The 13,844-nt window shown below is 63.3% G+C and carries 13 protein-coding genes; 6 read left to right on the top strand and 7 right to left on the bottom strand.

Annotated features, from left to right (window positions below; genetic code table 11):
* Positions 1 to 124: 124 nt before the first annotated feature.
* Positions 125 to 805: a hypothetical protein gene (locus tag QFZ94_RS11120; protein ID WP_368582004.1), complete on the bottom strand. Its 681-nt coding sequence runs from the start codon at positions 803 to 805 to the stop codon at positions 125 to 127.
* 233 nt (positions 806 to 1,038) lie between these two features.
* Between QFZ94_RS11120 and ppk2 the strand changes: the two genes are divergently transcribed.
* Entirely contained in the window at positions 1,039 to 1,854 is an 816-nt protein-coding gene (gene ppk2, locus QFZ94_RS11115; RefSeq protein WP_368582005.1) for a polyphosphate kinase 2, read from the top strand.
* A 28-nt stretch (positions 1,855 to 1,882) separates the two neighbouring features.
* Here ppk2 and QFZ94_RS11110 read toward each other — a convergent pair whose 3' ends face one another.
* The 5 genes from QFZ94_RS11110 to QFZ94_RS11090 all read right to left on the bottom strand — a co-directional run bounded on the left by QFZ94_RS11110 (position 1,883) and on the right by QFZ94_RS11090 (position 8,988).
* Entirely contained in the window at positions 1,883 to 2,635 is a 753-nt protein-coding gene (locus QFZ94_RS11110; RefSeq protein ID WP_429456850.1) for an SDR family NAD(P)-dependent oxidoreductase, read from the bottom strand.
* A 145-nt stretch (positions 2,636 to 2,780) separates the two neighbouring features.
* On the bottom strand, positions 2,781 to 4,565 hold the full coding sequence (locus QFZ94_RS11105) for an acyl-CoA dehydrogenase family protein (protein ID WP_429456848.1): 1,785 nt from the start codon (positions 4,563 to 4,565) through the stop codon (positions 2,781 to 2,783).
* 17 nt (positions 4,566 to 4,582) lie between these two features.
* Positions 4,583 to 6,454 (bottom strand): feruloyl-CoA synthase, encoded by a 1,872-nt coding sequence (locus QFZ94_RS11100; protein ID WP_429456846.1) that lies wholly within the window; start codon positions 6,452 to 6,454, stop codon positions 4,583 to 4,585.
* Between the two features lie 216 nt (positions 6,455 to 6,670).
* Complete coding sequence (locus tag QFZ94_RS11095) at positions 6,671 to 8,122, bottom strand: aldehyde dehydrogenase (protein ID WP_429456844.1); 1,452 nt, start codon at positions 8,120 to 8,122, stop codon at positions 6,671 to 6,673.
* Between the two features lie 38 nt (positions 8,123 to 8,160).
* Entirely contained in the window at positions 8,161 to 8,988 is an 828-nt protein-coding gene (locus QFZ94_RS11090; protein ID WP_368582010.1) for a p-hydroxycinnamoyl CoA hydratase/lyase, read from the bottom strand.
* A 175-nt stretch (positions 8,989 to 9,163) separates the two neighbouring features.
* Here QFZ94_RS11090 and QFZ94_RS11085 point away from each other — a divergent pair, with 175 nt between their 5' ends.
* Together QFZ94_RS11085 and QFZ94_RS11080 are read left to right on the top strand one after the other, a co-directional pair.
* Positions 9,164 to 9,607, top strand: coding sequence for a MarR family winged helix-turn-helix transcriptional regulator (locus QFZ94_RS11085; protein WP_429456842.1), 444 nt, complete (start codon positions 9,164 to 9,166; stop codon positions 9,605 to 9,607).
* A gap of 33 nt (positions 9,608 to 9,640) precedes the next feature.
* Positions 9,641 to 10,525, top strand: coding sequence for an amidohydrolase family protein (locus QFZ94_RS11080; protein ID WP_429456840.1), 885 nt, complete (start codon positions 9,641 to 9,643; stop codon positions 10,523 to 10,525).
* Positions 10,526 to 10,597: 72 nt separating this feature from the next.
* On the opposite strand, the gene mhpT is transcribed toward QFZ94_RS11080, so the two are convergent.
* A complete protein-coding gene (gene mhpT / locus QFZ94_RS11075; protein ID WP_368582013.1) occupies positions 10,598 to 11,827 on the bottom strand; it encodes a 3-(3-hydroxy-phenyl)propionate transporter MhpT in 1,230 nt (409 codons plus the stop codon).
* A gap of 235 nt (positions 11,828 to 12,062) precedes the next feature.
* On the opposite strand from mhpT, the gene QFZ94_RS11070 reads away from it, so the two are divergent.
* From QFZ94_RS11070 to QFZ94_RS11060, 3 genes are all read left to right on the top strand, one after another.
* Positions 12,063 to 12,536, top strand: coding sequence for a MarR family winged helix-turn-helix transcriptional regulator (locus tag QFZ94_RS11070; protein WP_429456837.1), 474 nt, complete (start codon positions 12,063 to 12,065; stop codon positions 12,534 to 12,536).
* A gap of 230 nt (positions 12,537 to 12,766) precedes the next feature.
* A complete protein-coding gene (locus QFZ94_RS11065; RefSeq protein WP_429456835.1) occupies positions 12,767 to 13,345 on the top strand; it encodes a DJ-1/PfpI family protein in 579 nt (192 codons plus the stop codon).
* Between the two features lie 128 nt (positions 13,346 to 13,473).
* Positions 13,474 to 13,812 carry a ribbon-helix-helix domain-containing protein gene (locus QFZ94_RS11060; RefSeq protein ID WP_368582015.1) on the top strand — a complete coding sequence of 113 codons (339 nt, stop codon included), beginning with the start codon at positions 13,474 to 13,476 and terminating at the stop codon, positions 13,810 to 13,812.
* Positions 13,813 to 13,844: the final 32 nt, after the last annotated feature.

Here is a 13,844-nt window from a genome sequence, read left to right as displayed (position 1 = left end):
GGAGCGACGACTACAACGCTTGCAGATACATGATGTCACGCTGGAACCGCTGCGGAATCGGACCTTGGTCTTACAGGTAGCGCAATGTGGATGCTGAGCGAAACGCGAAGCCAGAGCTCACCGATCATCCGCCGAGCGCGATGATCGCCATCGTCAGCAGCACGCCGACCGCCGCCATCGCAAGGCCGGCGTGCCAGCCGCGAAATCCGGCGTAATGGCCGAGCGCCACGCCGCTGCCGAATAACATCACGATGGTCAATACGCGGGAGACGATCAGCGCCGTCGGCACGTGCGTGAACAGCACGAAGGGCAACGCGACCGGGAACGTCGCGGCAACCACGAGAACGAAGATAGCCGCGGCGCCGATGAAATCGTCGCGCACGAATACTGCGCGCTGCGGCAAATCCGGACGCGCGGCAACACGCCTGCGGATCGACTCCAGCTCCGTGTCGCCGATCAACGGCTTGAGCCATGACGACATCGCGTCGCGAAGCGCCCGAACTCCCGCGGCCGCATCCGGCTCGCTTCGCACGGAATGCGCAACCGTCATACGTCTGCCGCGAGACACCAGCGTACGCACGAGGTACATCACAGCGTCCGCGAGACCCCACGCAAGATTGCAGCCGAGCGCGGTGTAGAACATCTTGTGCCCCGCGTCCGCACTCGCGCCGACGGCCGAGACGGTGCCGACGAACGTCAGCGCCATGAAGAGGCCGAAACATAGCTCGCACACTCGATCGACGACATCGAGGACCGGCTCTCTATCGCCGACGTTTTCCCGTTCCGTGTGACCGGCGGCATCCATGAGGCCTCCCGTGGCGATGGCGTCGAACTATCCCGCGCGCTTTGCCGGCATATCGACGAGGTACCGCGAGGACAGTCGGATCGGGCACGCGCGAACAAACGCCCAGAGCATACAGCGCACTCTGTACCGACGATATTGGACCAAGGTCGTATGGCCCTGCTGCGCGCCGCGCTCTACCTTGGGAATGGATCATTGCGCAGTACCCTGGAACAGTCCGCGCTGGGGAGAAAAGAATGGCCAAAACGAAATCGGAAAACGGGCAGCCTGTGCAAGACAGGTCGCTGTCGTACAAGGAGTATCGCAAGGCGTTGTTCGACCTGCATGTCGAGCTCGTCAAGCTACAGGAATGGGTCGTGCAAACGGGAGCGAAGATCTGCATCGTCTTCGAGGGTCGTGACGGCGCGGGTAAAGGCGGCACGATCAAAGCGATGACCGAGCGCGTCAGTCCGCGCGTGTTCCGCGTGGTCGCGCTTCCGGCGCCGAGTGAACGCGAAAAAAGCCAGATGTATATGCAGCGCTACGTGCCGCACTTGCCGGCCGCGGGCGAGGTCGTCATCTTCGACCGTAGCTGGTACAACCGCGCGGGCGTGGAGCGCGTGATGGGCTTTTGCTCCGAGGATGACGTGCAGGGCTTCTTCAAGGCGGTGCCGCTCGTCGAGCGGGCGATCGTTCATTCCGGGATCATCCTGCTCAAATACTGGCTGGAGGTCAGCCCCGAGGAACAGACCCGCCGGCTCGAAGCACGCATCAACGACGGCCGCAAGCTCTGGAAACTGACCGACATGGACCTGAAATCCTATAGCCGCTGGTATGACTACTCGCGCGCCCGCGATGAGATGCTCGCGGCGTCGGACACCGACTTCGCCTCGTGGTACCTGGCGAACTCGAACGACAAGCGGCGCGCGCGGCTGAACATCATCAGCGACATGCTGCAGAGGATTCCGTATAAGCAGCCTGCCCGCAAGAAGGTCACGCTGCCGAAACGGCAAAAGCCGGACGGCTATAAGGAACCAGACTATCCGTTTAAATACGTGGCCGAGCGGTATTGATCAGGCGGATGTTGCTCGCCTCACCTCGCTAGAACGACTCGTTGAACGGGCGCAGGTCGATTTCCTGCGACCACGCGCTGCGTCCCTGCCGATGCAGGTGCCAGTATGCTTCGGCGATGTCGTCGGGGTTCAGCAGGCCGTCCGGGCCGCGTTCGGCCACGTATTGCGGCGCGGACGTGCGCAGACGTTCGCCGTCGATGCCGCCATCCACCACCACGTGCGCCACGTGAATATTGCGCGGCCCGAACTCGCGCGCGAGGCTCTGCGTGAGCGAGCGCAAGCCGGCTTTGGCCGAGGCGAATGCGGCGAACGGCGGCCGCCCGCGCAGCGACGCGGTCGCGCCCGTGAACAGCAGCGAGCCTCGCCCGGCTGCCAGTAACGCCGGCAACGACGCTCGCGCGAACAGAAAACCACCAAGGGTGATCACACGCCATGCCGCCTCGAACTGCTCGGCGCTCAGTTCGAGCGTCGGTCCACGCGTTGCGCCGGCAGCGTTGAAAATCGCGACTTCCAGCGTGCCGTGGCCGGCGAGCTGACGCGCTATGGCGGCGAGTTCGCTTTCGCTCGTCACGTCGCCGGGCAACGCATCGGCTTGCCCTCCGGCACGCCGGATTTCGTCGACGATCGTATCGAGCCGATCGCGCGAGCGGCCCGTCACCGCGACGCGCAGACCCTCGCGAGCAAAACGACGCGCGAGCGCGGCCCCTAGCCCGGCGCTCGCGCCCATTCCGGCAATCCACGCGACACGCGCGTTCGCCGTGTTTCCGACAGCCTCAGTCATCGCACTCTCCTTTTTCGTGGCAGCCGCGGCACGACATGTGTGACGGCGCCAGGTACATGATTGAATGGACGTCATTAGCTTAGGCGAACTTTGCGAGGTCGGCCGGCGAATCGAATCGTCAGAGCTGTCGAGCTGCCGCTGACTCTCAAACGTAGGGCAGCGTTGCCTCGCAACCGGCTTCAACGAGGCTGCGGCGATAATCGAAGGACGCGAGCGGGTAGTCGAAGAAGAAGCGGCCCGTGTCGCGCTTCTCCACGTAGAACGCTTCGGCCTCGCATTGCGGCGTCGCAATTCGCAGCGTGCGCGCCCACGCGAACGCCAGCAGCATCCAGCCAAGCATCGCGAGATAGTCGTCCGCGACACGGTAGGCCGTCTCCGGGTCTTGCGCATGGCGTGCCTTGATCGCCTGCGTCGTGTTCCCGACTATCTCCGCGAGCTCTTCGAGCTTCGCGCCCGCGGAACGAACCAGCGGATCGGACTCCTGGCACAACCGCGCTTCGGCGCGCACGTGACGAAGCAGCACATCGAGGGCCCCCGCCCCGTCCGGCAGCACCTTCCGAACCAGCAGATCGATCGCCTGAATCTCGTTGGTGCCTTCGTACAACATCGACACGCGGCTATCGCGCAACGTCTGTTCGATGCCGTACTCGTGGATGTATCCGTAGCCGCCGAACACCTGCAAGGCCTTCGATGCGGCGTCGAAACCATTGGCCGTAAAGAACGCCTTCGCAACCGGCGTGAGCAGCGATGCGAGCTGTGCCGCCCGTTCCCGCTCGGTCGCATCGGCATGATGCGCGGCGATGTCGAGCCAATGCGCGGTCCAGTAGCCGATCGCGCGCTCGCCTTCGACGATCGCTCGCAGCTCCAGCAGAATCCGCCGCATGGCCGGATGAAACGCAATCGGCGCAGCCTGCCCCGCCGCGACGCTCGCGCCGGGCGGCACGCTGACCGTGCGCATCTGCGCGCGTTCCTGCGCGTAAGCATGCGCGCGTTGCCATGCGGTATGCGCATGCCCGAGGCCTTGCATCGCAACCTGCAGGCGTGCCGCATTCATCATCACGAACAGGCAGGCGAGGCCGCGATGCGGCTCACCGACGAGCCAGCCGAATGCGCGCTCGAAGCGCATCGTGCAAGTCGGGCTGCCCTTCAGGCCCATTTTCTTTTCGATGCCTTCGCAATGGACACCATTGCGCGAGCGCCCACCATCGGCGTCGTCAAGCCATTCCGGCACGACGAACAGCGACAACCCTTTGGTACCGGATGGCGCATCGGGCAAACGGGCGAGCACCAGATGAACGATGTTCTCCGTCAGATCGTGCGCGCCGCCGCTGATGAAGATCTTGCTGCCGTCGATGAAATATCCGTCGGTGCCCGGCGCTTCTGCCGCGCGCGAACGGATCAGGCCGACATCGCAGCCGGCCTGGGGCTCGGTCAGACACATCGTCGATAGCCACTCGCCACTCGCGACTTTCGGCAGCAATTCCGCTTTCACGCGTTCGCTGCCATGCGTCTGCAAGCATGCCGTCGCGCCGTGCGTGAGCCCAGGCGACATCAGCCACGCATGATTGGCGCCCGCGAGCATCTCCTGAAGTGCGACGTCGAGAAGCTGCGGCAGGCCCTGTCCGCCGTGCCCGGTGTCGAGCGACAGCGTCGGCCAACCCGCTTCGACGAACTCCGCGTAGGACTCGCGAAAGCCCGCGGGCATCGTGACCGTGCCTGCGTCGAAACGACATCCTTCAAGATCCGCGCTGGCGTTCAGCGGTGCGATGCGCTCCTCGACGAAGCGCGCCGCTTCTTCCAGCACCTGCTGCGCCGTCTGCGAGTCGAGATCCTGCCAGTCCGGCACATCTCGCCACCAGGACGCGGCATCGAGCCACTCGTCCATTACGAAGCGCATGTCGCGCAGCGGCGCCTGATAAGTCAACGTCATCTCTTCCCGTCCCCGGACTAGCTGCCTTTGCGCGCATGGATCACCGTCGCGTCGGCTGCGTCGGCTTCGTGCATGGCTTCGACGAGCGCCGCGCGGTGCTGGAGCACGGCGCGCTGATTGATCGAGCCTTTGTCGGTGATCTCGCCGAGGTCGAGCGACGGCGGCACGCTCAGCAGGTGCATGCGGGCAATGAACGACGCACTGCCCGTCGCACTACGATTCAGCCGCGCAATGAGTTCGCTGAAGAATTCGCGCACGGCGGCCGTGTTGAGCACCTCCTCCGCGCTCGCATCCGCGGGCGAACCCGCCAATGCGCGACACGCGTCGAGGCGCGGAAAAATCATCACGCCGACTTCGTCACGATTCATCCCCGTGATGACGGCATCCTGAACGTAGGGCGCTCCTTCGCTGATGATGCGCGCGCGCATCGGCCCAACGCTGACGAAGGTTCCCGAGGCCAGCTTGAAGTCTTCCGCGATGCGGCCATCGAACATCAGGCCCAGTTCGGGACGTTGCGGGTCGACGAAACGCACGGCGTCGCCGGTACGGTAGTAGCCTTCGTCATCGAACACGCTGCTTTGCAACGCCGGCGATGCGCGCCAGTAACCGCTCATCACGTGAGGGCCGCGAAAGCGCGCTTCGAACTTGCCATCGACGGGCGCGATCTTGGCCTGGCACCCCGGCGGCGGCAAGCCGATATAGCCGGCGCACGATATCGGTCCCGTCGTGAACAGACACGACGGCGCGGTCTCGGTCATGCCGAGCCCGGCCATGATGCGGATGCGTTCTCCGCAATGTTCGAGCGTCACGCGCTCGAGACGCTCCCACGCCGCCTGCGACAGACCGGCGCCCGCGAAGAAATACATCTTCACGCGCGAGAAAAACCGCTCGCGCAGCACCGCATCCTTTTCCAGCGCGATGGTCAGTTCTTCCCAACCCTTCGGCACGTTGAAGTAGATGGTCGGCGCGATCTCACGCAGATTGCGCAGCGTCTCGTCAAACTTGCCGGCCACGGGTTTGCCGTCGTCGATATAGAGGGTGCCCCCGTTGTACAGAACGATGCCGACGTTGTGGCTGCCGCCGAACGTGTGATTCCACGGCAGCCAGTCGACGAGGACCGGCGGCTCGATGCCGAACTGCGGAAAGGTTTCGAGCAACATCTGCTGGTTTGCGCCCAGCATACGATGCGTGGTCGGCACGGCTTTCGGCAGGTTCGTCGAGCCGGACGTGAACAGGAACTTCGCAATCGTGTCGCCATTCACGCGCGCATTGGCCGCGTCGACGTCGCGCGGGACCGTGTCGAGCAATGCGTCGAAGCGCGTCGCGTTTGGCGCAGGCGCCGCGCTGACACGTTCGACTTCGCTACCCAGCGCGGCATCGAGCGCCGTCGTATATGCGCCGATATCGTCCGCGTACACCAGACCCGGTTTGAGCAGTTCGAGGACATGACGCAGCTTTCCGTAATCGCCCGACATCAGCGAATAGGCCGGCGACACCGGTGCATAAGCGATGCCCGCCCACATCGCGCCGAGTGCGAGCTGCATATGTTCGACGCTGTTGCCCGACAGAATCACCAACGGGCGGTCCGCGCTGAGATCGCGGTCGAGCAGCGCCTGCCCGATCGCACGCGCGCGCTCGAGCATTTGCGCATAGGTGATGCCTTGCCACGCGCCATTGGCATCGCGTCGTGCGACGAGCAGCCGGTCGGGATGCGCGCGTGCGCCGCTCAGCAAGCGGTCGGTAAAACGCTCCGGAAACGGGCCCAGAGGTTCAAGTGACTCGAGGTACCAGCAGTCGCCGCGTTTCTCGATCCGCGAGGAAGGCGCTCCGATGGCGACGCTCCGGTAGCCGGTCGCCAGAGAGCTTGCGTGGCTGTGCTCCGATTCCAAAACCTGTCTCCTATGTCGACCAGAGTTAGCGCTTTAGCGCTTACTCTGGTCCCATGCGATCTATCGCGGTCGACCAGAGTTAGCGCTTTAGCGCTTACTCTGGTCCCATGCGATCTATCGCGGTCGACCAGAGTTAGCGCTTTAACGCTTACTCTGGTCCCATGTTGGTTGTATCGCTTTTCCTATCCGCAGGGCATTGCGGCCGTGATCCGACGCCTAGATCGGATAGTGACGCGGGCTCGTCTGCACCGTGATCCAGCGCAACTCGGTGAACTCCGGGATCGACGCCTTGCTGCCGAAGCGCCCATAACCGCTTGCCTTCACGCCGCCGAACGGCATCTGCGCCTCGTCGTGCACGGTCGGGCCGTTGATGTGGCAGATGCCCGATTCGATGCGTTTCGCGACGTTCATCGCGCGTCCGATATCGCGGCTGAACACGGCCGCCGACAAGCCGTACTCGCTGTCGTTGGCGACCGTCAGCGCCTCTTCGTCGCCGTCCACGCGCTGCACCGTCACCACCGGGCCGAACGATTCGTCGGCATAGAGCTTCATCTCGCGAGTAACGTTCTCGACGATCACCGGCTGCATGATCGCGCCGTTCACCTCGCAACCGAGCGGCAGCTTCGCGCCCTTTTCGCGGGCATCTTCGACGAGCGCGCGAATGCGCCGCGCGGCCGCTTCGCTCTCCAGCGTGCCGAGAATCGAGCCCGGTTGGGTCGGATCGCCTGCCTTCAGCGTGCGCGCTTTCGCGACGAGCTTCTCGACGAACGCATCGGCAACCTTGCGATCGACGATCACGCGTTCCGTCGACATGCAGATCTGCCCTTGATTGAAGAACGCGCCGAACGCGATACCCTCGACGGCAGCGTCGAGGTCCGCGTCGTCTAGCACGAGCACCGGCGCCTTGCCGCCCAGTTCGAGCAGCGCGGGTTTCAGATGGCGCGCCGACAGCTCCGCGACGATGCGCCCGACTCGCGTCGACCCGGTGAAATTCACGCGCTTCACGGCGGGATTCGCGACCAGTCGCTCGACGATCACGGGTGCATCTTCCGGCGCATGCGTGAGCACGTTGACGACGCCTTCGCCGAGACCCGCGTCGTTCAGCACTTCGCCGATCAGCGCATGCACGCCGGGACAGCCTTCCGACGCCTTCAGCACGACCGTATTGCCACACGCGAGCGGCATCGCGAGTGCACGCGTCGCGAGAATCACGGGCGCGTTCCACGGCGCCATGCCGAGCACGACGCCGCACGGCTGACGCACGGCCATCGCGAGGCTGCCCGGCACGTCCGAAGGAATCACCGCGCCGTCGATCTGCGTCGTCATCGCCGCGGCTTCGCGCAGCATGTTGGCCGCGAGCATCACGTTAAAGCCGTACCAGTTCGCCATCGCACCCGTTTCGGCCGCGCCGATCGCGATGAACTCGGGTGTGCGCGCGTCCATGCGGTCGGCGGCGGCGAGCAGGCGTTTGCGCCGCTCCGTAGGCGTGAGCGCCGCCCATGCCGGGAACGCGCGCGCCGCGGCGGCGACGGCCGCATCGGCGTCCTCGACGGTGGCCGCCGCGGCGCGGGTGGCCACTGCGCCCGTCGCGGGATTGATACGCTCGAAAGTCTTGCCGTTCGACGCGGCACGTTTCGCGCCGCCAATCAACAGGTTCGTTTGATGCATATGTTCGTCTCCTCAGTCGTAGCGCTGAAGTGCGCCGCTTAGCGCTTGTAGCTCTGCAAGCCCGGCTTGATGCTCTTGTCGTCGAGGAACTGCTTCAGGCCCTGTTCGCGGCCGCCTTCCGGATCGCGATAATTCGCCTGGTCGAGCTTCGCGTACAGGTAGTCTTCGTTCTGCTCCCACGTGAGTTCGCGCGAGCGCTTGAAGCCATGCTTGGCGTTGCGCAGCACGACCGGGTTCTTGTTCAGCAGTTTCGCCGCGAGCGCGATCGTTTCGTCACGCAGTTGCGCGAGCGGCACGCTCTTGTTGACGAGACCCATCTTCGCGGCTTGCGGACCCGTGAAGGTGTCACCCGTCATGATGTAGTACAGCGCTTCACGATGCCCGACAGTATCGGCCATCGCCTTGCTCACGAGGTTGCCCGGCGGAATGCCCCAGTTGATTTCGGACAGGCCGAACACGGCTTCGTCCGCGGCGATCGCCAGATCGCAGGCGACCAGCGGCGAGAAACCGCCGCCGAAGCACCAGCCGTTGACCATCGCGATGGTCGGCTTCGAGTACATGCGCAGCAATTGCCATTGCCAGCGGCTCGCGTCGCGGCGAATCCGCTCCTGCAGCACGTCCGGACCCGCGTCCACTTCGCGGAAATATTCCTTCAGGTCCATGCCGGCCGTCCACGCGCTGCCTTCGCCCGTCAGCACGAGAACCTGGGCTTCGGCGTCGAGTTCGAGCGTTTCGAGAACGTCGATCATTTCCTTGTTCAGCGTCGGGCTCATCGCGTTGCGCTTTTCCGGACGATTGAACGTGACCCAGGCGATTCCGCCTTCCACCGCGACCTTGACCGTTTTCCAGCGTCCTTCGTAACTCATCTGCATCTCCGTATCAATGCCGCCCTCGCGGCCTGAGTGCAATTTAATATCAGGCGACCTGATAAGTAAAGTACAATGTAGAGGTCTTGGTAAAAACCCCTAACCGCCTATGCCGACGATCAAGAGAAAGCCGTCAGCGTCCGAAATCACGCGAGGCGCCACGGCGCGGCGCAGCGTGCGCGATCGAATACATGCTGCCGCTCCGGTGCGTCTGACCTACCTGGCCGGGCAGCTCGACAAGATCCTCACGCGGCAGCTTTCCGAAGCGCTTGCGTCGCATGGTCTGACGTTGCCGCAATACACGGCGCTGTCGGTGCTGCGGGCGCGCGCGCGTTCATCGAACGCGCAGCTCGCGCAGCGCTCGTTGATCACGCCGCAAGCGGCCAGCGCGGTCGTCAAATCGATGGAAGCGAACGGATTGGTCACGCGTGTCGCCGATCCGTTCAACCGTCGCGTCGGGCTGCTGTCGCTGACGCGGGCCGGCGAAATATTGCTGGCTCAGTGCGACGGTGCCGCCGACAGGATCGAGCAATCGATGCTAGGCGAAATCGATGAACACGGTTCACAGATGCTGAAACACCTGCTGTTGACGTGCGTGCGCAATCTTCGCGCAGCCTGACGCATCAGCCTTGATTACACATAGGAGACGCCATTGAACATCGATCAACTGAAGGCCATCGACACTCACGTGCATGCCGAGGTGTCGTGCTGCCAACCGCCAGACCTGTTTGCAAAAGAATTCGACGAAGCCGCCGACAAGTACTTCGGCACCGTGCTCAAACAAGGGCGCCGCCCGACCATTCCCGAAACGATCGAGCACTATCGGGAGCGCAAGATCGGCTTCGTGATGTTTACCGTCGACTGCGAATCGAACATCGGGCGCCGTCGCATTTCGAACGAAGAGGTCGCGGAGTTCGCGCAGAACAACACCGACATCATGATCGCGTTCGCCAGCATCGATCCGCATAAAGGCAAGTTCGGCGCGCGAGAAGCACGGCGGCTCATCGACGAGCACGGCGTGCGCGGTTTCAAGTTTCACCCTACGATGCAGGGCTTTTTCGCCAACGACCGCATGGCGTACCCGCTATACGAAGTGATCGCCGAGTACGGGCTGCCGGCGGTTTTTCACAGCGGACATTCGGGCATGGGCTCTGGCATGCGCGGCGGTGGCGGCTTGCGTCTCAAGTATTCGGAGCCGATCTACCTCGACGATGTCGCCGCCGACTTTCCCGACATGAAGATCGTGATCGCGCATCCGTCCTGGCCGTGGCAGGAGCAGGCGCTGTCGATCGCGCTGCATAAGCCGAACGTGTATATCGATCTGTCGGGCTGGTCGCCGAAGTACTTTTCGCCCGAGCTGGTCAAGTATGCGAATACGCTGTTGCGCAACAAGGTGCTGTTCGCGTCCGACTTCCCGCTGATCCGCCCCGACCGCTGGCTGGCGGACTTCGACACGCTTGACATCAAGCCCGAAGTGAAGCCGCTCGTTCTGAAAGAGAATGCGGTCAGCTTGCTCGGCTTGCGGGCCGACGCATGACGAATCGCGAATGACGCATGAAAAATGGCCCGGCGCGAAAGCGCCGGGCCATCTCGGTCCATCAACGAATACTTAGCGTTTCGCGGTGTTGGAGCGAATGACGAGCAATGCCGTAATCGCCGCGATGATGGTCACCGGCACGCTCGCGCCGATAACGAGGGCCGAGCTCTTTCCCATCGACAGCAATTGCCCTGCGGCAGCGGGGCCGACGATCGAACCGACGCGTCCCACCGCCACCGCGGCGCCGACGCCCGTACCCCGCACACTCGTCGGATAGCTCGCGGCGGACAGCGCATACAGCATCGACTGCGCGCCGACGACGCCCATGCCGGCAAACAGCACGGCAACGGATAACGTCTCGATGCTGGCGACCTGCGAAAGCGCGATCAATGCACCGACGATGCACGCATAGACTGCCGTGACTGACAGGCCTTGTCTGAACCGGTCCATCAGCACACCGATGCCGAGCACGCCGATCACGCTGCCGACGTTGAAAAAGATCTGCGCGATCCCAGCCTGCGAACGACTCATGCCGCGCCCGACGGTCAACGAAGGCAACCAGTTCAGCAGGAAGTAAAGAACGATCAGCGTGCAGAAGAAGCTGATCCAGATACCGATCGTCGCCGCGGCGCGCCCCTCGCCGAACAGGACTGCGCGCGTCGAGAGCAGCGGTTTGTCCGCTTTGGTCGATTCCCGCGACTCGGCGGCGAATTCGCGCGACTCAGGCAGCAACGCGATCAGCAGCGGAATGATGATCAGCGGTCCGACTCCGCCCACGTAGAAGATATGGCGCCACGCAGTAGCACCCGCGCTCAGCACGGCGATCAATGCCGCAAGCGCGCCGCCGACCGGCATGCCGCAATACATGACGCTGACCGCCGTGTTGCGGTGACGCGGATCGACCGCCTCGGAAGACAACGCGATCAGGTTCGGCATCGCGCCGCCGAGCCCGATACCCGTCAGCAGGCGAGCAATCAGCAGACTTTCGAAGCTCCAGACCTGCGCGGTCGCGATCGAGAAGATGCCGAATACCGCCATCGAGATCATTAGAACGCGCTTGCGGCCGATTCTGTCGGCGAGTCTGCCGCCGATCATCGCGCCCGGCAAAAGCCCCAACATCCCGGCGCTGAAAGCGAGCCCCAACTGGCCGACCGACAAGCCGAACTCGTGCGCCATCCGAGGCGCCGCAACGCCGGTGGACTGTAGGTCGATACCCTCCAGCACCGCGACGAGAAAGCACAATGCCAACGTTAGTGCAGTACTGGAGCCCACGGCACTGGACCGATTAGCAACACTTGACATGAAGTCTCCTTGACCTTTGATTGAATTACCGGTGGCAAGCTACGCTTCGCCGTTCGACGAAGCGGCCATGGGAAGGAGAAGATTTCCGACAATGATCTTTGCGTCACTTATCAGAACCCCTTCCATAGCACCCCCGGAATTGACGATGAGTCTAGTCTCAGGATGCCTGATATTGAAAGTAGAATATGATATGCCTGGTAGAAACACCTAAGGCAACGTGATAATGATCAAGACAATGGAGAAGCGGCGAACGCCCCTTGCCAAACAGGCCGGTTCAACGAAAACCGGTGCCCCACCAGCCCGCGTTTCCTACGTGGTCGGCCAACTGGACCGCCTGCTCAAACGCAGTTTGATCGATGTGCTGGGTGAATTCGGGCTGACCTTGCCTCAATTCACCGCGCTCTCCGTGATCAGCGCCAGCGGCGCGATGACCAACGCAAAACTCGCCGAACGCTCGTTCATCACGCCGCAGTCGGCCAACGAAGTTGTCAAGACCATGGAGGCCAACGGTTGGGTCGGACGCGCTGGACATCCTACGCACGGCCGGCTGATTCATCTGTTTCTGACCGACGAAGGTCGCCGGGTACTGAAGGAATGCGATGCGGCGATCGACACGCTCGAAGCGTCCATGCTGGACGGAGTCACGGAAATCCCGGTCGAAACGCTGCGCAAGGTGCTGCAGCGATGTGTGTCGAATCTGCGTGGTTGAGCAGACCTTTCCAATGACGAAAGAGTCGCGCTCGAATCGAGCGCGACTCTTTTTCTTTCGCCTGAGGGCTGAAGTGCGTTCAGCTCGGTGAAATCCCTGGTCGGCATTTAGCCGCTTATTACCCCGCCCACTGCGTCGATCGCTATATTGCTTGTCAACGGCCGCTTTGCGCATACCGCGATAGCGCGTCCGCCTCGCCTTTCCCAACCCGATTCGAGAGGACACGAAGCATGTCGAAGCGCATTCTTATCATCGCCGGTGATTTCGTCGAAGACTATGAGCTGATGGTGCCGTTTCAGGCACTGGGGGCAGTCGGTCATAAGGTGGACGTCGTTGCGCCCGACAAGCGCGCAGGCGACGCGATTCGCACCGCGATCCACGACTTCGAAGGCGATCAGACGTACACCGAAAAGCGCGGACATAACTTCACGCTGAACACCGATTTCTCATCGGTCGACCCCGCGCAATATGACGCGCTGCTCGTGCCCGGCGGCCGCGCCCCCGAGTATCTGCGGCTCAACGACAAGGTGATCGGCTGGGTGCGCCAATTCGCCGAAGCGAAGAAACCGATCGCCGCGGTCTGCCACGGCGCGCAACTGCTGGCTGCGGCGGGCGTGATCGAAGGCCGGCGCATCTCCGCGTATCCGGCCTGCGCGCCCGAGGTGAAGCTGGCGGGCGCGGAGTACGTGGCGCTCGACTGGCCCGACGCGATCACCGACGAGAACTTCGTCACCGCGCCCGCATGGACTTCGCACGTGAACTGGATCGCGCAATTCCTTGCGCTGCTCGGCACGCGCATCGCGCATTGAAGGAGCGCAGGACCGAAGCGCGGCATCGCGGGCGAGCAGCCGTGTTACGCTCGATCACGACGGCATGAGCGACCGCGCCGCGCGCTTCGCGTCCTGCGACGTCATCACTTGCGAGAAAGGCTGACCGTATGTGCAACGTCTATGTCAACGCTGATCCGATCCACTACGAGTCGCGTACGCGCGCGCTACGCATTCACGGCGTCGTGACCACCGTGAGGCTCGAAAATCTCTTCTGGGACGTGCTCCAGGAAATCGCCAGCCGCGAGGACGTGACGACGACCCAGTTCGTCGTGAAGCTTCACGACGAACTGATCGCATTGCGCGGCGAAGAGCCGTTGAATTTCGCGTCGTTTCTGCGCGTGTGCTGTTTGCGCTATCTGTCGACGAGCGCTGCCCGCAACGAGGCCGCTGGCGACGTGCAGCTCAACGCGCCGTTTCAACCCAGAATCGTGAAGACGGCTGGGTGACGGAGTCGTCGCTCGCCTGGCGAGCCTCGCGC

This window comes from Paraburkholderia sp. JPY465 (assembly GCF_050436725.1).
GTDB classification, from domain to species: Bacteria; Pseudomonadota; Gammaproteobacteria; order Burkholderiales; family Burkholderiaceae; genus Paraburkholderia; species Paraburkholderia youngii.
This window is presented reverse-complemented; position numbering and strand designations above follow the sequence as displayed.

Excerpts from the sequence above, each read along its gene's own strand:
- QFZ94_RS11120 (WP_368582004.1), bottom strand. The coding sequence starts at position 805 with ATGGATGCCGCCGGTCACACGGAACGGGAAAACGTCGGCGATAGAGAG.
- ppk2 (WP_368582005.1), top strand. The coding sequence starts at position 1,039 with ATGGCCAAAACGAAATCGGAAAACGGGCAGCCTGTGCAAGACAGGTCG.
- QFZ94_RS11110 (WP_429456850.1), bottom strand. The coding sequence starts at position 2,635 with ATGACTGAGGCTGTCGGAAACACGGCGAACGCGCGTGTCGCGTGGATT.
- QFZ94_RS11105 (WP_429456848.1), bottom strand. The coding sequence starts at position 4,565 with ATGACGTTGACTTATCAGGCGCCGCTGCGCGACATGCGCTTCGTAATG.
- QFZ94_RS11095 (WP_429456844.1), bottom strand. The coding sequence starts at position 8,122 with ATGCATCAAACGAACCTGTTGATTGGCGGCGCGAAACGTGCCGCGTCG.
- QFZ94_RS11090 (WP_368582010.1), bottom strand. The coding sequence starts at position 8,988 with ATGAGTTACGAAGGACGCTGGAAAACGGTCAAGGTCGCGGTGGAAGGC.
- mhpT (WP_368582013.1), bottom strand. The coding sequence starts at position 11,827 with ATGTCAAGTGTTGCTAATCGGTCCAGTGCCGTGGGCTCCAGTACTGCA.
- QFZ94_RS11070 (WP_429456837.1), top strand. The coding sequence starts at position 12,063 with ATGGAGAAGCGGCGAACGCCCCTTGCCAAACAGGCCGGTTCAACGAAA.
- QFZ94_RS11065 (WP_429456835.1), top strand. The coding sequence starts at position 12,767 with ATGTCGAAGCGCATTCTTATCATCGCCGGTGATTTCGTCGAAGACTAT.
- QFZ94_RS11060 (WP_368582015.1), top strand. The coding sequence starts at position 13,474 with ATGTGCAACGTCTATGTCAACGCTGATCCGATCCACTACGAGTCGCGT.